Origin of the sequence: Muricauda brasiliensis, assembly GCF_003057865.1 — a bacterium.
Classification (GTDB): domain Bacteria; phylum Bacteroidota; class Bacteroidia; order Flavobacteriales; family Flavobacteriaceae; genus Flagellimonas; species Flagellimonas chongwuensis.
In genome coordinates this window covers 404006-421627 of sequence record NZ_QBTW01000011.1, presented here as the reverse complement: position 1 = coordinate 421627, position 17622 = coordinate 404006, and the positions used below count along the sequence as shown (strand labels likewise).

Below are 17622 nucleotides of genomic sequence, written 5' to 3'. Positions count from 1 at the left end.
TAATATTAAATGGTAGTGTTTGGTTTGATTCGCATGATCCACATATCATCGTCATACGAAGCGTTAAGTTTGGAGTAGTAAGATGTTAGGGCGTTGTTCCAGGTCTCGTGTCTTTTTAAATACACGTACCTGTTCTTGTCAGCAGGGCTGACAAAGTAGCTCGCGTGCAACCCTTTAGCATTCAATTCTTTAACAAATTGCTTTGCACTTGATGAGTTATCAAAAACATTAGCGATTATGTAATATCCTTCTGGTAATCCATCTCCGGATTGTGTTCTAATGACCACATGGTTTTTCCCGTTGGAAACACCTGTTACATTTTTGGACAATTGTCCAGTTCCGTACTTGGAGCCGCTATTATTCACTTGACCCGAGTATCCGGCAATTTGTGAATCATTGCCATTTACGTTCATCACCCAGGCATCCCCTTGGTAAGTACCGTTCATCTTATTATGATAGGCTTCCAAGGCATCGGTTTTGCTTCCGAAGTCACCAATGTAAACATAGTTAAGTCCGTTCTTTGGGTTCTGGAAATAGTCGGCATCTATACCTTGGGCCCTAAGTTTTTCAATGAACGCATTAAGGTTATCTGTGTCCCTAAATACATTGGCGATGAGGTAGTGTCCGCTTTCCACATTTGGAACCACGTGGGATTTGAACCCGGTTGTTTTTTTGCTTTTTGTAGGTCTGTATGTATTATCTTTTTCAGAAGCGGTATTTGAGGCATATGTGACTTTGGTATTATCCTTAGCCTCATTGATTTTTATAACCTTTTTTGTGGATGTGTCATTGGTTAGCCCGTGATTGGCAACAGGTTGCTTTCTTCGAGTGACGATATCTGCGCTATCCATATTGGCAAAATATACCGCTTTGGCTTTTTCTTCCAATGTGGGGTTTTGGCCACGGGTTTCCCGCTGTACCATTTTCATAACAGTTTCAAAACGTCTTTCCAAGTCCTTTTTACGAGTGGACTCAATGGAATCCTGACGCATCAGCAACTCATCCAAAATAGCGTCGTTTTCGGCAAGTTTTTCCTGCAAACGGGCTATTTCAAGGTCTTTATCGGTGATGTTCAAACTATCTTGAGGAACATTCTCATCATTGGAAACTAATTCTTCACCTTCTTTTTCCAGCATCACACGATCTTCGGTCAGGTTAGGTGTGAACGAATAGGCCAATGAAATTTCGTGGGTAACGCCAAAGTTTTCAAACTCGTTGGAAAGGCCTTTTTCTACGGTATATCCGAGTGAGATATTTTTGGTGAGGTTAAAACCAAGTCCAGCGGAAGCACCATAAAAATCATCGTAACCAGCTTGTACCCAACCCAATTTGGGAAGGTCAAGAATCAGGTTACCTCCAAGGGTTATGGTTTCTTCTCCAACCTTGCGAACCCGTGCCAAAGGCATCAGCCTTGCTTGTTCCATTATACCTGAACCATTTTCAAACTGATGGGTATATTGTAAGTGTCCGGAGTAGGTTTTTTCGTTGAAGTCGGTTACCGACTCACTTGTTTTTAAGTTGTAATCAAAAAGGTTTTCGGCAAAACCACCAATGTCAAACTTTCCAATGGAAAAGTTGAAACCTGGTTGAAAGCTCACCAAGGAACTGCTTTCCAAAGTACCCAACAGTGGGTCAAAATCGACGGAATTGGCCCTATCTTGATTGAATGCACTTTGATAGTAACTGACGTTTGCCCCAAAGGTAAAGGTGCTTTTTGGGCTCAGACGCACGCCATATGCATAGTTGGCATGCACTCCAAAATTGTTGAACAACCCTTCACGGTTGGTAAATAAGCTTAAACCAACACCGCTCCTATCGCTTACTCTACCACTATAACTCAAGAAATACACCTGATTATTATCATCAAAAGATACCGACTGGTTTCTATGAAAAAGGTTGATGTATGACTTGTCCTCCCTTACTGTGGAAAAAGTTGGGTTCAGCAAGAACCTATTAAACTTTAAAAGGTTTTGGGAGGGTACGTTATAAGGTACATATGCGCCTTCTTCCTGTCCTCTCATTCCAGAAAAGACAAGTAGAAATAGGGCAAGTAATAGTAGAGGTTTTTTGGTCTGCATTGCTGCTTATTTAATAACAGTGATGGTTCCTTGTTTTAGGCTTTTGCCACCACGTGTGACCTTGTAATAGAAGATCATGTTCTGTTTGTTGAAAGAAGTGGTGGATTGTGGCCAATTATTTTCATAGCCCGCTTGGCTAAATACTTGTTCTCCTCGCTCATTAAATATGGTGACGAGAACATTTGGGTCACGGGAATAGGTGTTTGGCAATACCCAAAGGTCGTTGATACCGTCTCCATTGGCGGTTATAACGTTCGGTATGGCAAACATATCCCTGTAGGTAATTGTAACGACCTTGCTTACGGTACAGGTTCCAAAGGTTGCGACCAGCAGGTACTCACCTTCTTCGGTAAAGTCGTAATAACTGTTGGAAGAAATTAGGTTGTTACCGGCATCGTACCATTCGTATGAATCTGCTCCGCTTGCTGTCAGCGTTTCTGTTTCACCCTCAATAATGATGAGGTCTTTTGATTTGTCCAATACCAATAATGATTCATCAAATGCGGTAATGGTTACCTGATTTGACACTAATGGACAATCGTTGGAAGTGATAACAAGTTGATAAACACCTGGTCCGCTAATAGTTAAGTTTTGTGATGAGGTATTGACTACGGTTCCGTCTTTTTTCCATTCAAATGATTCGTCGGTCAAATCCGTTGTACTCTCCAACACGATAGGTTCTCCGCCTTCACAGAATACAGTACCGTTTGCCGTAATTTGAAGTGTTTCGTTGGAAGCCAATTTTACCTGTAGTGAGTTGGAAGCGGCCTGGAAAGCGTTCAGGGTTCCGATCAGGACATACGCCCCATTTTCTTCTTGGTTTGAAACGGTAATAGTTTTGGCGGTCTCCGCAGCAATATTACTACCGTTCAGTTTCCATTGATAATCAAAAGAGTTTTGAAGGTCTGTGGTTACATCCGTTTTGGAACCGTTGCCGCTAACAGCATTGATAGTGGTAAGGCTCAAGGTGGCATCAACACTTTCGCAAGAGCCGTAAGTTCCTATATAGTCCACTACAAACTCAAACGATTCTGGCGATACTACTTTTGTTGTGGCCGAGGCTATTGGTGCTGGGGTACACGACCCGCCATTGTCGGTAACGGTTACGTAATATTCCCCAATGGTATCAACATTTAAAGTACTATTGGTGGCATCGGTGATAGCAACGCCGTTTTTATACCATTGATATGTTGCATTGGATGCTGTAGTATTTACTGATAATGTTTTGGTCTGGGCAGGAAGGAGTACAATATTCTCTTCGTTGTCCAAGGTAATTTCGAATGAGCTTGAGTTGGATACAGTAACCGGAGCTGACAACTCGGTACAAACACCAGAACCCGATATTTCAACTTTATAAGACCCTTCAAAACCACTGGTTCCCGCATCTACGGTAAAACTGCTGGCGTCAACAGTGGGCCCACTAATAACCGCTCCATCTTTATACCACTTATAGGTCAACCCTTGGCCGCTGATGTTAGCTTGCAACAAATGGGATTCACCTGGGCAAAGAGAAATACTGCTTGCACCATTAATGGCCAGTCCAGCACTGTTACCAGTAGATATTTCAATATAATTGGACATCGTGTTTGCAGAACCTGAGCAATCCCCATAGTCCAATTCTACATAGTACATGCCGGGGTCAGAAACGGTGATGCTTTCTGTTTTTTCGGCAAGTGGGGTACCACTGCGGTACCAATTGTAGATATATGTTCCTGCATTGGGGATATTATGAGGCTTAAGAGTTACTGAGCCTCCTCCGCAAATTTGTATTTTACCTTCTGAAGGAATATTTCCGCTTCCGTTTTCACTGATGAGCAAAGGAGCTTTATAATCGATATAATACATGGTGAAGGCATCCGAAGCGGGACTTGTTTTGGCAGGAGAAGTACTCCGAACCCTCATTTTATAATTATCTCCCCTTATATCCGAAGGAAGAGAAAACTGAAAGACAAAGTCGAAAATCTGGTTCTTGTCACTTACACTGGCAAGTTCAGTAGGGTTGGAAAAGTAGCCATTGGCATCCGAAAGCTCCAGTATAAACTTATTGTTGCTGGCCACCAAGGGCGGGTCCCAGTTAAAGCCGACGTAGTATTGATTAAATTCACTGGAAGCACAGATGGCATCCCATGCAACATTTCCCCCAAGGTTGGGGTTGGCAGCTGGTTCTGGTTTATACAACACTTGGGCTTGTACTCCAAAAGTGCCCAGCAGCATAAAGGCAAAGGCCAAGACCAGAATGCTATACGTTGAATTACTTTTTTTCATCACCGTTAGATTTTAAGAGGGTTATGGGCTTAATAGCCCTGTTAGTTTGTGCCCCTTAATTGTAATTCATTCAAAAAGACGGTGTTCAGGCGCCTTTTCATCATATAGTATTCCAATAACAAATATGTCTCTAATTTCGTCGAAAGGAAAGATATTGTTGTAGGTGATACCAAAACTGTTGTGAAATCGCCTAGTTTGTATACACAAGAGCATGAAAAATAGCTATGAACTAGGGATTTTACTACATTTGCGCATCAAATTATGGGTATGTCAGAAGAAGCTAGATCGCTCAATTTTATAGAACATATTGTTGAGGACGACTTAAAGAATGATTACAAAAAGGAGGAGTTAAGATTCCGTTTTCCTCCAGAACCGAATGGCTATTTACACATAGGGCATGCAAGCTCCATCTGCTTGAATTTTGGTTTAGGCTTACGGTACGATGCCCCTGTAAACCTTCGGTTTGATGACACCAATCCGGCCAAAGAAGAGAAGGAGTATGTAGAGGCTATCAAAAAGGATGTCAGTTGGTTGGGGTTTGAATGGGACACAGAATGCTATGCATCCGATTACTTTCAACAGCTCTACGATTGGGCCGTTATTTTGATTAAGAATGGCAAAGCCTATGTCGATAGTCAGTCTTCCGAAGATATAGCCAATCAAAAGGGAACTCCAACAGAACCAGGCAAAGAAAGTCCATATAGAAATCGTTCTGTTGAGGAGAATTTAGAACTTTTTGAAGGAATGAAGAACGGTGAATTCAGCGATGGTGCGCATGTACTTCGGGCCAAAATAAACATGGCATCTTCCAATATGTTAATGCGTGATCCAGTGATGTACAGGATTCTTCATAAACCGCACCACCGAACAAATACCGATTGGTGTATTTATCCTATGTACGATTGGACACACGGTGAAAGCGATTACATAGAACAAGTCTCACATTCCTTGTGTACACTGGAATTTTTACCACACAGAGAGCTCTACGACTGGTTTTTGGACCAAGTGGTATCTTCTGATAAATTACGACCTAAACAGCGTGAGTTCGCTAGAAGAAATTTAAGTCACACCGTGGTCAGTAAACGTAAATTGCTTCAATTGGTGGAGAAAGGTGTTGTTGAGGGTTGGGACGATCCTCGGATGCCCACAATTTCTGGATTGAGAAGAAGAGGATTTACCCCAGAATCCATCAGGAATTTTGCCGATACCATTGGAATAGCCAAGCGAGATAATGTTGTTGATGTTTCCCTGTTGGATTTTCATGTTAGGGAGCATTTGAATAAGATAGCGCCGCGCGTTATGGCTGTTTTAAACCCTTTAAAAGTTGTTATCACCAATTATGAAGAAGGCAAGGAAGAATGGTTGGATGCCGAGAACAATCCCGAGGACGAATCAGCTGGAAGTAGAAAAGTCCCTTTTTCCCGAGAGATTTATATTGAACAGGAAGATTTCAGGGAGGAAGCCAATCGAAAATTCTTTAGGCTAAAGCTTGGAGGTGAGGTCCGTTTAAAAAATGGATACATCATTAAAGCGGAAAGTTGCACGAAGGACGATAACGGCAACATTGTGGAAGTACAATGTACTTATGACCCCAAAAGTAAAAGTGGTTCCGGTACAGAGGAAAGTCTGCGAAAGGTAAAAGGAACCCTTCACTGGGTTTCCATACCACATGCCATAACGGCTGAAGTGAGATTGTACGACCGTTTGTTCACCGATGCGACACCGGATAGCCATAAGGAAAAGGATTTTATGGATTTTGTTAATCCCGAATCGTTGGAAAAAGTAACCGGTTATTTGGAACCAAGTTTGAAAGACGCCAAAATCGGTGATCGGGTTCAATTTCAACGTATGGGTTATTTTAATGTAGACAAAGATTCAACATCGGAACATTTGGTGTTCAATCGAACAGTCACTTTAAGGGATACCTGGGCCAAATTGGAACAAAAAGAGTAGCATAATATTTTCTTATAGAACTTAAACCCGCCATTGAGGTTTGTTATGGAAAATGACTTCATTAGGCGGGTTTTATTTGCCAATATTTTAAGGCCTTACAATTTCCTTATTGGAAGTCAAAAAAGCGACTTACGGACCTTTATTTGCCTTATTTCATCAAAAAATAGCTAAAGCGTCAATCATTCGTTCGATTGAATCGATCGTTGTGTATGTTGTGATATAATTTTGAGTAAATCGATTCGGGCAACACACTGGCCCCCGATTTAAAAATCAAGTTTAATTTAAAGAATCAATATTATGTCAAATAACACAGGAAATGTTCTAACCGCACTATTAACAGGAGCTCTTGTAGGAGCAGGTGTTGGAATTCTTTACGCACCAGATAAGGGAAAAAGAACCAGAAAAAAAATTAAGAAAAGTGCTGTTAAGGCAAAAGATGATATTTCACAAAGTCTTACACACGCCAAAGAGGAATTCAGCAAATCTGCCGATGCCAAAAAAGTGGAATTCGAGGAAAAGTTGGAAGACACGCTTTCTAGCATGAGCTATAAAGCAGATGACATTTTGGTGGCCCTTGAGAAGAAATTGGAAGATCTAAGAAAAAAGAATGCCCAACTACAGAAGTAATATATGGCCTTCGAAGAAATTAAAGAACAGATAGACCATGTAGAAGAAGGAGTGAGGTCCTATGTAAAAAACAGTTTTGATTTTTACAGGCTTCAAAGCTTTAAGTCCATGATGAGAGGAGTTACCATGGCGACCAAGGTGCTAATAATTGGTTGTGTGGCCTCTTTGGCCCTACTGTTTCTTTCATTGAGTGCTGCATTTTGGCTGGGAACACTGTTGGAAAGTACTTCGCAAGGTTTTTTAATAGTCGGAGGTTTTTATGTACTGATTGGTTTGCTTCTATTTTTGTTAAGGAAGAAGTTTGAAAGCCCACTCCTAAAAAAGTTTTCTAAATTTTATTTTGATGAATTATGATCAAAGCACAATACACATCATTCGAAGACATTGATAGGGACCTTAAAATCTTAAAATTACAAAGACAGATAGATGAGGAACAGGTGAAGTTGTCCTTACAAAAAACCAAGGAGGAACTGTACCCGACCAATATATTAGCTGGCATGGCGCCATTGCTCCAAAAATTGGCACTTACCATTGTAGCAAAAAAGCTGATGAACAAATTCAGTTGATTATGAATCTGTCATAAAACAAAAAGGCCGCTTAGTAGAGCGGCCTTTTTTATGGTTTTTAGAGCCATCTATGCATCTCCGGCATCTTTTTGGTTCTGTTTACGTTTCATAGCCTCACCAATTTGATTGCTTGCAGTAAAGGAAGCTACCATATTGTTCAGCATATCACTGCCCGCCTGTGGTGAGTTGGGCAATAGAATCAGGTTGGTGTCAGTTTCCTCACCGATTGCTTGTAGGGTATCATAATGTTGCGTTACCACTATAAGCGCTGATGCTTCCTGTGAATTGATTCCCACCTTGTTAAGCACTTCTACGGATTCTTCCAGACCTCTGGCGATTTCCCTACGTTGGTCGGCTATACCTTGACCTTGAAGTCTTTTACTTTCCGCTTCGGCCTTTGCCTTTTCTACAATAAGGATGCGCTGGGCATCACCTTCAAATTGGGCAGCTATTTTTTCTCGTTCCGAAGCGTTGATGCGGTTCATGGCAGCTTTTACCTGTGCATCCGGGTCAATATCGGTTACCAATGTCTTTATAATATCGAACCCATAATCCAACATGGCATCTTGTAATTCAGATTTAACAGCAATGGCGATATCATCTTTTTTTACGAAGACATCATCCAGTTTCATTTTGGGAACCTCGGCGCGCACTACATCAAACACGTAGGATGTAATCTGATCGTGCGGATATTCCAATTGGTAAAAGGCTTCGTATACTTTATCTCGAATCACTACATATTGAACGGAAACCTTGAGTTTGACAAAAACATCGTCCAAGGTTTTTGTTTCAACGATAACGTCCAATTGTTGAATTTTAAGGCTCAACCGGCCCGCTATACGGTCTACGATCGGAATTTTCATTTGAAGCCCGGAACTTCTAATGCTGTGAAATTTACCAAAACGTTCGATAGCAACGGCCGTTTGTTGTTTTACAATAAAGAAAAATTTAAATAGGATAATAAGCGCTACAAACGCAATCGGTATTATTAAATAGTTGCCCATAGTGTTTAGAATTTATGTTAGAAATGGAAATTACGAAACTTGACTAAAGTATTAGTAGCCAATTGTTAAATAATGTTACATTTCTTTTGAATTCTAAAGTAGCTCTATGGCAGCTTTGATACGGCCTATACTTTCTGTTTTGCCGATCAAGGCCATTATGTCAAAAAGATGAGGGCCTTTCATGTCACCAACAATCACCAAACGGAGTGGTGGCATCACTTTTCCGAAGGAAAGTTCTTTTTCTCCAATCCAGGCCTTAACGGTATCTTCAATTCTGGATGATTCAAAGTCTTCGATGTTTTCCAAAACCTCTACAACCTGCTGCATAATTTCTGGAGTATCTTCTTTCCATTGTTTTTTGACAGCTTTTTCGTTGTAGGAGGTAGGGGCCTGGAAGAAATAATCTGACAGCTCCCAAAAGTCTTTCACGAAGGTTGCGCGTTCCTTTATAGACGACACTACTTGTTTGATATAGCTTTGCTCTACTGAAACCCCTTTTGCGTTCAGTTCAGTTGAAAACAGTTCGGTAAGCTCTTCATCTGTCTTAATTTGTAACCATTGCTGATTATACCAATTATTCTTTTCTGGGTCGAAACGCGCTCCTGATTTGTTTACCCGTTCCAAAGTAAAGGAGTCTATCAATTCTTTTAGAGTGAATATCTCTTGCTCTGTTCCAGGATTCCATCCCAACAAAGCCAAAAAGTTCACCACGGCTTCAGGGAAGAAACCGGCCTCACGATATCCTTCGGATTGGTTCCACGTGAGCGGAAAAACAGGGAAGCCTCCTTTTTCTCCATCACGCTTACTCAATTTTCCTTTGCCCACAGGTTTCATGATCAAGGGAAGATGGGCAAATTCCGGAGCATCCCAACCAAAAGCATCATACAATAGGGAATGCAACGCTAAGGACGGTAACCATTCTTCTCCCCGGATAACATGGGTAATTTGCATTAAGTGGTCATCAACAATGTTGGCCAAATGATAGGTGGGCATTCCATCACTTTTGAACAGCACCTTGTCATCAAGGATATTTGAATCTATTTTTATTTCTCCGCGGATAATATCTTTAAGGAGTAATTCTTTATTCTCAGGAGACTTAAACCTGATTACGTAATCCTCACCTGCAGCAATCTTAGCCTTGACCTCCTCATTGGTCAATGAAAGAGAGTTGGTCAGTTTTAAACGATTATGCCAATTATAGATAAATGTTTTCCCTTTGGCCTCATGGTCTTTCCTATGTTGGTCCAAAGCATCTGCGGTATCAAAAGCATAATAGGCTTTACCCTTTTGAATAAGCTCCAGAGCGTATGATTTGTACAATTGTTTGCGCTCGCTCTGTCTATACGGTCCAAAGTCGCCTTCTTTTCCAGGCCCTTCATCAAAAGGAATACCGCACCAGTTCAATGCCTCTATAATATAATCTTCCGCCCCTTCAACAAAGCGGTTTTGGTCTGTATCTTCAATGCGAAGTACAAAGTCACCATCATTTTTTTTAGCGAACAAATAGTTGAACAAAGCAGTGCGAAGACCACCGATATGTAAGGGTCCTGTTGGGCTTGGTGCAAATCGAACTCGTACTTTTTGATTCATAATAGGGCTGTATTGGAACGCAAAGATACATTGATGCCGATGAATTGAAAAGGGTTGTAGCAGCGTGTTTCAATATTTCCAAAGGTTTGGTAAAAGGAGGTTTAACAAATTTTTTCTGCTCTTTTCCAACGGATCGGGTAATTTGGTAATTCAAATTCATCATTTTGAGTGCATATCAGAACATATTGACTAAGCTGGAAAGCTTTATCAAAAGGTTTTATACCAAGCAATTGATAAAGGGGATTTTCTTGTTCTTAACCTTGGGCACCATGTTTTGGATTGCCATTACCTCTTTTGAATATCTCCTTTGGTTGGATAATTCTTGGAGATTGATGTTGTTCGTCCTTTTTGTAATTGTTGAAGTCTATTTGTTATTTCGATATGTAGTTGTACCGTTGATGTACCTCTTCAGAATGAGAAAGGGGATTGATAATAAAGCCGCGTCCAAGTTGATAGGAAAGCACTTTCCTGATGTTGATGACAAATTGTTGAATTTATTAGAGTTGTCCGAAAACCCACAAAAGTCCGATTTGCTTTTGGCCAGTATCGAACAGCGAGCATCCAGTTTGGGGCCGGTGCCGTTTGCAGAGGCGGTTAATTTCAAGGAAAGCTATGCCTATGCCAAATACATCATAATTCCCATATTTATTTTTGCCTTGATTTGGATAGGAGGCGACATCGTTTCTTTTTTTAATTCCCATCAAAGGGTAATGCACTACGATATGGCCTATGAAAGACCAGCGCCATTTGTCTTTCAGGTTTTGAACTCCAAATTGGAAGTGATGGACAATGAGGCTTTGACGATACAAGTGAAGACAGTTGGGGATGTGCGTCCGGACAATATTGATATTGTGGTGAACGGAGAAGCACTTTTAATGCAGAATAGAGGGTCGTATTATGAATATACTTTTCAACCACCTGTTCCTAAAACGAGTTTTTATTTGTCGGCCAACGGTTGGAATTCCAGAAGCTATAATGTAAGCAGTTTTAGGACGCCCACTTTAGTGGACTTTACACTGGAATTGGAGTACCCGAAGTATCTTAACCTTATGTCCGAAACAATTACTGGAACGGGTAATGCTGAAGTTCCTGAAGGGACCAAAGTTACTTGGAAGATCCTTGGGGACTATGTTGAAGATATTAAAATGATTTCGGTGGATACTACGCTTTCTTTCACAAAGGAGAATAATCTATTTTCCAATACAAAACGATTGTATGCTGATTTTGAGTATGAGTTGACCACTTCGAACAAAAGGGTTCAGGATTTTGAGAGGTTAGCTTATCGATTGAATGTTGTCAAGGATGCCAAGGCGACCGTCCAGGTAGATCAGGTTCTCGATTCTTTGAACCCGAATGAATCATACTATACGGGTCAAGCTGCCGATGATTATGGTTTAAGTGAGATTCGATTGGTCTGTTATCCATCCGAAGATGCCAATGCGATTCAACGGTTATCTCTAGAACATCCAAATACAAATGTCTATCAGTTCTACTATACATTTCCATCTGGCTTATCCCTTGAGCCTGGAAAAAGGTACAAGTTGTACTTTGAAATTGTTGATAATGATGGGGTTAGGGGAGGAAAGGTTACTAAAAGTGCTGTCTTTGATGCTACCCTTTATAACGTTAACGAATTGAATAACAAAGAATTAGAGTTTCAGAACACCACTTTGAACAAAATGGGCGAGTCTTTGAAATCTTTTAAAGAGCAAGAGGAAAAGTTATCGGAGCTTAACAATCTTCAGAAAGAAGAAAAGTCTTTGAGTTTTGAGGATAAAAGCCAGATTAAAAATTTCTTGCAACAACAGAAGAGGCAAGAAGAGTTGATGCAGAAGTTTAGTCAAGATCTGAACAAAAGCATTGATAAAAATTCTGAGGACACTGAAATGAAGAAGATGCTTCAAGAACGTTTGGAACGTCAAGAAGCGGAAGCAAAAAAGAATGCCGCCCTACTCGAAGAGCTTGAAAAAATTGCTGAAAAAATCGATAAAGAAGATTTGCAAAGACGCTTGGAAGAGTTGGGTAACAATCAAGGCAAGAACACCCGTAACTTAGAGCAAATTTTAGAGTTGACAAAACGCTATTATGTTACTGAGAAAGCTTCCCAAATTTCCAAAGAACTGGATGAATTGGCCAAGAAACAGGAAACACTTTCAGAGTTAAAAATAGGTCAAGAATTTAGAGATAAAGATCAGCAAAAGCTAAATGAGGATTTCAATGATCTGGAAAAGGAAATACGTGAATTGGAGAAGGACAACGAACAACTGCAAAAGCCTTTGGAATTAGATGCGGATAAGAACAAGACCGATGCAGTAAAGGAGGATCTAAAGGATGCTTTGGAAGAAATCAATAAGCACCAAGGAATGGAACAATCCTCCCAGTCCGATGATAAGAGAAAAGCGGAGAACAATGCAACCAAAAAGCAAAAATCTGCTGCACAGAAAATGCGTGAGATGAGCCAGTCCATGAAGTCTAGCTCCATGGGTGGAGGAGAAAGTGATGCTGAGGATGCTGAAATGCTCCGTCAAATTTTGGATAATCTGGTCACATTTTCTTTTAAACAAGAGAACCTTTTTGACAAAATACAAACTGCCGATGTTGACATTTCACAGTTTTCACACACAGTAAAGGACCAGCAAAACTTAAGGAGGTTATTTGAACATGTGGATGATAGTCTTTTCGCACTTTCTCTACGCAGGGCAGAGTTGTCTGAATTCGTAAACGAGCAGATTACCGAAGTTTATTATAACATTGATAAATCACTAGAAAGTATTGCCGAGAATCAAATTTATCAGGGAGCTTCATATCAACAATATGTAATCAATGCCACCAATGCACTAGCAGATTTTCTGGCCAATATTTTGGACAACATGCAACAGAATATGAACCCTAGTCAAGGAAGTGGAGGAGAGGGTCAAGACTTTCAGTTACCAGACATTATAAAAGGTCAGCAAGGCATTCAGGAAAAAATGAATGGGTCTGGCCAGCAGGGTAAACCCTCGGAAGGGCAAGGCCAACAAAGTGGTGAAAATGAAGGGGGCCAACAAGAAGGTCAACAAGGCAATCAAGGTAAAGGTGAGAACGGACAGGAAGGTGATAAAGGAGAAAGAGGTCAAGGCTCTGGTCAGGGTGAGGAAGGACAATCAACTGGAAATGGACTTGATGAAATGAATCTTAATGAGGTGTATGAGATTTATAAGGAACAGCAGTTCCTAAGAGAAAACTTGGAACGGCAGTTGGAAGATATGATGCAACAGTCCGACAAGAATCTTGCTAAAAAATTAATCCAACAAATGGAGGATTTTGAAAACGATTTGTTGGAGAATGGCATCACAGACCGAACCCGGAGCAAGGCAAACAATATTCAACATCAATTGATGAAGCTGGAGAACGCTTCCATGGAGCAAGGCCAAAAGAAGGAACGTGAAAGCAACACAAACGTAGAACAATATGTAAATCCCGTTACTACCAAACCAGAACTACTTCAAGATTACAGGAATAGCATTGAAATATTAAATAGACAAGCATTACCTTTGCGGCAAAATTTTGAAAGGAAGGTAAAGGTTTATTTCGATAATGATTGAGTTTCATTTTAAAAGTGATTTGCTGATCGAGGACAAATCCAAGTATGCCGATTGGGTAAATAGGGTTATACAATCCGAAGGATTTTCTGTCGGTCAAGTGGATTATATTTTTTGCACAGATGAATATTTGTTGGAGCTGAATCAGGAGTATTTAAAACACGATACCTTCACGGACATTATTACTTTTGACTATACAGATGGGAGTACCATTTCAGGTGATATTTTTATTTCAACTGATAGAGTTAAAGAGAATGCCAAGGAGTTTGAAGAAGATGTTTTAAACGAACTCCGCCGGGTGATGAGCCATGGTATTTTGCATCTCGCGGGATATGGAGACAAGAGTATAGAAGAGTCCAAGTTGATGCGTGATAAAGAAGATGAAAAGATTAAAATGTTCCACGTGGAACCATAGATATGTTTGAAAAGGAGTATGATGTTATTGTAGTAGGAGGAGGACACGCCGGAGCCGAGGCAACAGCCGCCGCGGCCAATATGGGTTCTAGTACTTTGTTGGTTACAATGAACCTTCAAACTATTGGGCAAATGTCCTGTAACCCTGCTATGGGTGGTATAGCCAAAGGGCAAATTGTTCGGGAGATAGATGCCCTTGGCGGATATAGTGGAATTGTTACGGACAAGTCTGCCATACAGTTCAAGATGTTGAACAAATCCAAGGGGCCGGCAATGTGGAGCCCACGCGCACAGAATGACCGTATGCGTTTTGCTGAGGAATGGCGAATGGCTTTGGAGAATACCCCAAATGCAGATTTTTACCAAGAGATGGTCAACGGTCTGTTAATTGAAGGGGACAAAGTAGTAGGGGTAAGAACCAGTTTAGGATTAAAGATCCGTGCCAAGGCGGTAGTGCTTACCAATGGCACTTTTTTGAACGGATTGATTCATATTGGTGAAAAGCAATTGGGTGGAGGTAGAGCTGGTGAAAAAGCTGCAACAGGAATAACCGAGCAATTGGTTGAACTTGGTTTTGATAGCGGACGGATGAAAACGGGAACCCCTCCACGGGTGGATGGGAGGTCTTTGGATTATTCCAAAATGATTCCTCAACCAGGGGATGACCACCCAGAAAAGTTTTCCTATTTAAATACACCTATTCTTCAAACACAACGTGATTGTCATATGACCCATACCAGTAAATTGGTGCACGATTTATTACGAGAAGGATTCGATAGGTCACCTATGTTCAACGGTAGAATTCAAAGTTTAGGCCCACGATATTGTCCGTCAATAGAGGATAAGATAAATCGCTTTGCCGATAAGGATTCCCATCAAATATTTGTGGAGCCAGAAGGCTGGAATACGGTTGAAGTATACGTAAATGGATTTTCAACCTCCTTGCCAGAGGATGTACAATATAGGGCCTTGAAGTCTGTAAAAGGATTTGAGCATGTCAAGTTTTTTAGACCGGGATATGCAATCGAATATGATTATTTTCCGCCTACACAATTGAAGCATACGCTCGAAACCAAGTTGGTCAATAACCTCTATTTCGCCGGTCAGATTAATGGCACTACCGGATATGAAGAAGCAGCTTCGCAAGGTTTGATGGCCGGTATAAATGCACACTTAAAAATTAATGAAAGGGAACCATTTATCCTAAAAAGAGATGAGGCCTATATAGGAGTTCTGGTCGATGATTTGATTACAAAAGGGACAGAAGAACCTTATCGAATGTTTACCTCCAGAGCAGAGTACCGTACCTTATTGCGACAGGATAATGCCGATTTAAGATTGACGCCAAAGGGATATGAAATAGGCTTGGCAAAAGAAGAGCGCCTTAAACGAATGGAGGAGAAGATGAGCAAGTCCGATAATTTTGTCGATTTTTTCAAAAGAACCAGCTTCACAACCGATGAGATAAATCCTATTTTGGAGTCGTTGGATTCGTCTTTGGTAAAGCAATCCGATAAATTGTTCAAGGTGTTTTCAAGGCCAAAAGTTACCATGGACCACATGCTTCAATTGGAGTCTGTTTCTGAATTTGTAAGAGAAAATGATTTGGACACAGAGGTGTTGGAACAGGCGGAGATACAAGTGAAATATTCCGGTTATATCGAAAAGGAAAAGACAAATGCGGATAAACTTCAGCGATTGGAGAATGTTCGAATTCCTGACAACTTTGATTATTCAAAGCTAAAATCACTGTCCTACGAAGCTAGGGAGAAAATGGAAGCCATTCGACCGGTTACCATATCGCAGGCATCACGCATTAGCGGAGTTTCTCCAGCTGATATAAGCGTTCTTTTGGTGTATTTGGGGAGATAATCCAAAGACTTGTTCCACGTGGAACACAATTTTTTGTTTTTCCTCTTATATGTAAATGGCTCAGTTTTTGATTTCATTTTTGGCTTAACACTACGCCAGATGAAACGATTTTTACCATCCATTTTTGTTTTGGTCCTTTTGAGTTCTTGTATTCCGTTACGGATTGCTCCAAACACAAAGGACTATAAATTGACCCAAGGCAAACGTTTTAAAAAGGGACTTCCAAAGAAGAGTGTCTTCGTTTTTGAAGACCCGAAAGATGCGAACGAATTTTACGAATATATCAATACAAAGTTTCAACTCGACGATTATTATGTAGATGTACAGGTTCCCTTTTCGGTCAATGACAATACATTTTACTTTTCGTTTTACGAGGTTGAGATTCCGACGAAGACCATAAATTTAATTCCCGTGGCCTTAGATGTGGCGTTAACCAAATCGGCAGATATGGACCCGATTCTTGAAGATGCTTATGCCACACGAGTTGGAAACTGGTACATTGCCGTGGAAGTTTTTAGTGATACAGAAGAGGATTGTTTATCTGAAGATTCAATTTCAAGAGAAATGGTTTTGTCCTATCTTCGGGAATTGAAAAACGAATATTTGGCAACCGATAACTATAATGAAGTTGTTTTTAAAAACTAAAGACTTTTCTGTTTCAGGAGAACAGTTCGAATTGCATTGGGATGAAGAATTGGATATGCTGGTGACCCAACCGCAACCCCAGAATTTGACTCCTTACTACGAAAGCGAAGACTATATTTCCCATACAGACTCCAAATCTTCCTTCACGGACAGGCTATATCAATCAGTAAAAGCTAAAAATCTTAAAAATAAGATTCAAACCGTTGAAAATCAATTAGATGAGACAAGAAATCTACTCGATTTGGGTGCGGGAACCGGTGATTTTTTGATTGCGGCTCAAAATTCAGGTTTTCAAGCAACAGGAGTGGAGCCAAATGACAAAGCAAGAAAACTTGCTGAGCAAAAAGGAGTCCGACTATTTTCAAGTGTAGAGGATGTGACCGAACAAAAATTCCAGGCAATCACACTTTGGCACGTTCTGGAACATCTGCCCAATTTAAAAGAGCAGATAGAAACCTTGGTCCAACTATTGGAAGAGGACGGTGTCTTGGTGATTGCTGTCCCCAACTTTAAATCCTATGATGCCAAATACTATTCATCCCATTGGGCGGCTTTTGACGTTCCAAGACACCTTTGGCATTTTTCAAGAACATCGATTTCCAAACTTTTTGTCCCACATCAAATGGAAGTGGTAAAAATTGAACCGATGTGGTTCGATGCTTTTTATGTATCAATGCTGTCCGAAAAGTATCGAGGAAACAAACTGTACCTTGTAAGCGCATTTTTTGTAGGATTGTGGTCCAATCTCAAAGCCATCTTGACCAAAGAGCATTCTTCGCTGATCTACATTCTAAAAAAGAAGAAATAAGCGATTTTCAGGGCCGCTGCCGAACGAATCCGTTTTCGGATGTACAATCATATCAAACCAAAGAGAACCGCTCAAATCGGCTTGTTTCTGACTGTCGAAAAAATAAACATAACAAATACCGTGGTCGTATTTCCATAGAAAACATTTATGGTTTGGTTAGGCCTGATTTTTACATCACAAAAACTTAATGGGCGCATTCCAAAAGCTTTTCTATTTTTG

General features: G+C 40.6%; 13 protein-coding genes. 9 read left to right on the top strand and 4 right to left on the bottom strand.

Annotation, left to right across the window (positions count from 1 at the left end; all coding sequences use genetic code 11):
- Positions 1-5: 5 nt before the first annotated feature.
- Both DCK90_RS07900 and DCK90_RS07895 read right to left on the bottom strand, forming a co-directional pair.
- Positions 6-2078, bottom strand: a complete 2073-nt coding sequence (locus tag DCK90_RS07900) for a PorP/SprF family type IX secretion system membrane protein (protein ID WP_108245641.1) — start codon at positions 2076-2078, stop codon at positions 6-8.
- Between the two features lie 6 nt (positions 2079-2084).
- The gene (locus DCK90_RS07895; RefSeq protein WP_108245640.1) at positions 2085-4343 is read right to left on the bottom strand and encodes a T9SS type B sorting domain-containing protein; all 2259 of its coding nucleotides are present in this window, start codon (positions 4341-4343) and stop codon (positions 2085-2087) included.
- Positions 4344-4610: 267 nt separating this feature from the next.
- On the opposite strand from DCK90_RS07895, the gene DCK90_RS07890 reads away from it, so the two are divergent.
- The 4 genes from DCK90_RS07890 to DCK90_RS07875 all read left to right on the top strand — a co-directional run bounded on the left by DCK90_RS07890 (position 4611) and on the right by DCK90_RS07875 (position 7489).
- On the top strand, positions 4611-6296 hold the full coding sequence (locus DCK90_RS07890) for a glutamine--tRNA ligase/YqeY domain fusion protein (protein ID WP_108245639.1): 1686 nt from the start codon (positions 4611-4613) through the stop codon (positions 6294-6296).
- Between the two features lie 297 nt (positions 6297-6593).
- Entirely contained in the window at positions 6594-6923 is a 330-nt protein-coding gene (locus tag DCK90_RS07885) for a YtxH domain-containing protein (protein ID WP_108245638.1), read from the top strand.
- A gap of 3 nt (positions 6924-6926) precedes the next feature.
- The gene (locus DCK90_RS07880) at positions 6927-7277 is read left to right on the top strand and encodes a phage holin family protein (protein WP_108245637.1); all 351 of its coding nucleotides are present in this window, start codon (positions 6927-6929) and stop codon (positions 7275-7277) included.
- Complete coding sequence (locus tag DCK90_RS07875; protein WP_108245636.1) at positions 7274-7489, top strand: DUF6327 family protein; 216 nt, start codon at positions 7274-7276, stop codon at positions 7487-7489. The genes DCK90_RS07880 and DCK90_RS07875 overlap by 4 nt, the downstream gene beginning before the upstream one ends.
- Positions 7490-7557: 68 nt before the next feature.
- Here the strand turns inward: DCK90_RS07875 and DCK90_RS07870 are convergent, their stop codons facing one another.
- Both DCK90_RS07870 and gltX read right to left on the bottom strand, forming a co-directional pair.
- Complete coding sequence (locus tag DCK90_RS07870; RefSeq protein ID WP_108245635.1) at positions 7558-8493, bottom strand: SPFH domain-containing protein; 936 nt, start codon at positions 8491-8493, stop codon at positions 7558-7560.
- Between the two features lie 93 nt (positions 8494-8586).
- Positions 8587-10083, bottom strand: a complete 1497-nt coding sequence (gltX, locus tag DCK90_RS07865) for a glutamate--tRNA ligase (RefSeq protein WP_108245634.1) — start codon at positions 10081-10083, stop codon at positions 8587-8589.
- 164 nt (positions 10084-10247) lie between these two features.
- On the opposite strand from gltX, the gene DCK90_RS07860 reads away from it, so the two are divergent.
- The 5 genes from DCK90_RS07860 (at position 10248) to DCK90_RS07840 (ending at position 17403) form a co-directional block, all read left to right on the top strand.
- Entirely contained in the window at positions 10248-13667 is a 3420-nt protein-coding gene (locus DCK90_RS07860; protein ID WP_108245633.1) for a hypothetical protein, read from the top strand.
- Positions 13660-14079: an rRNA maturation RNase YbeY gene (gene ybeY, locus DCK90_RS07855; RefSeq protein WP_108245632.1), complete on the top strand. Its 420-nt coding sequence runs from the start codon at positions 13660-13662 to the stop codon at positions 14077-14079. Before DCK90_RS07860 ends, ybeY begins: the two co-directional genes overlap by 8 nt.
- Positions 14080-14081: 2 nt before the next feature.
- Positions 14082-15950 (top strand): tRNA uridine-5-carboxymethylaminomethyl(34) synthesis enzyme MnmG, encoded by a 1869-nt coding sequence (gene mnmG / locus DCK90_RS07850; RefSeq protein ID WP_108245631.1) that lies wholly within the window; start codon positions 14082-14084, stop codon positions 15948-15950.
- A gap of 99 nt (positions 15951-16049) precedes the next feature.
- Positions 16050-16595, top strand: a complete 546-nt coding sequence (locus tag DCK90_RS07845) for a hypothetical protein (RefSeq protein ID WP_108245630.1) — start codon at positions 16050-16052, stop codon at positions 16593-16595.
- Positions 16573-17403, top strand: a complete 831-nt coding sequence (locus tag DCK90_RS07840) for a class I SAM-dependent methyltransferase (RefSeq protein ID WP_108245629.1) — start codon at positions 16573-16575, stop codon at positions 17401-17403. Before DCK90_RS07845 ends, DCK90_RS07840 begins: the two co-directional genes overlap by 23 nt.
- Positions 17404-17622 lie beyond the last annotated feature (219 nt).

Excerpts from the sequence above, each read along its gene's own strand:
- DCK90_RS07900 (WP_108245641.1), bottom strand. The coding sequence starts at position 2,078 with ATGCAGACCAAAAAACCTCTACTATTACTTGCCCTATTTCTACTTGTC.
- DCK90_RS07895 (WP_108245640.1), bottom strand. The coding sequence starts at position 4,343 with ATGAAAAAAAGTAATTCAACGTATAGCATTCTGGTCTTGGCCTTTGCC.
- DCK90_RS07890 (WP_108245639.1), top strand. The coding sequence starts at position 4,611 with ATGTCAGAAGAAGCTAGATCGCTCAATTTTATAGAACATATTGTTGAG.
- DCK90_RS07885 (WP_108245638.1), top strand. The coding sequence starts at position 6,594 with ATGTCAAATAACACAGGAAATGTTCTAACCGCACTATTAACAGGAGCT.
- DCK90_RS07880 (WP_108245637.1), top strand. The coding sequence starts at position 6,927 with ATGGCCTTCGAAGAAATTAAAGAACAGATAGACCATGTAGAAGAAGGA.
- DCK90_RS07875 (WP_108245636.1), top strand. The coding sequence starts at position 7,274 with ATGATCAAAGCACAATACACATCATTCGAAGACATTGATAGGGACCTT.
- DCK90_RS07870 (WP_108245635.1), bottom strand. The coding sequence starts at position 8,493 with ATGGGCAACTATTTAATAATACCGATTGCGTTTGTAGCGCTTATTATC.
- gltX (WP_108245634.1), bottom strand. The coding sequence starts at position 10,083 with ATGAATCAAAAAGTACGAGTTCGATTTGCACCAAGCCCAACAGGACCC.
- ybeY (WP_108245632.1), top strand. The coding sequence starts at position 13,660 with ATGATTGAGTTTCATTTTAAAAGTGATTTGCTGATCGAGGACAAATCC.
- mnmG (WP_108245631.1), top strand. The coding sequence starts at position 14,082 with ATGTTTGAAAAGGAGTATGATGTTATTGTAGTAGGAGGAGGACACGCC.
- DCK90_RS07845 (WP_108245630.1), top strand. The coding sequence starts at position 16,050 with ATGAAACGATTTTTACCATCCATTTTTGTTTTGGTCCTTTTGAGTTCT.
- DCK90_RS07840 (WP_108245629.1), top strand. The coding sequence starts at position 16,573 with ATGAAGTTGTTTTTAAAAACTAAAGACTTTTCTGTTTCAGGAGAACAG.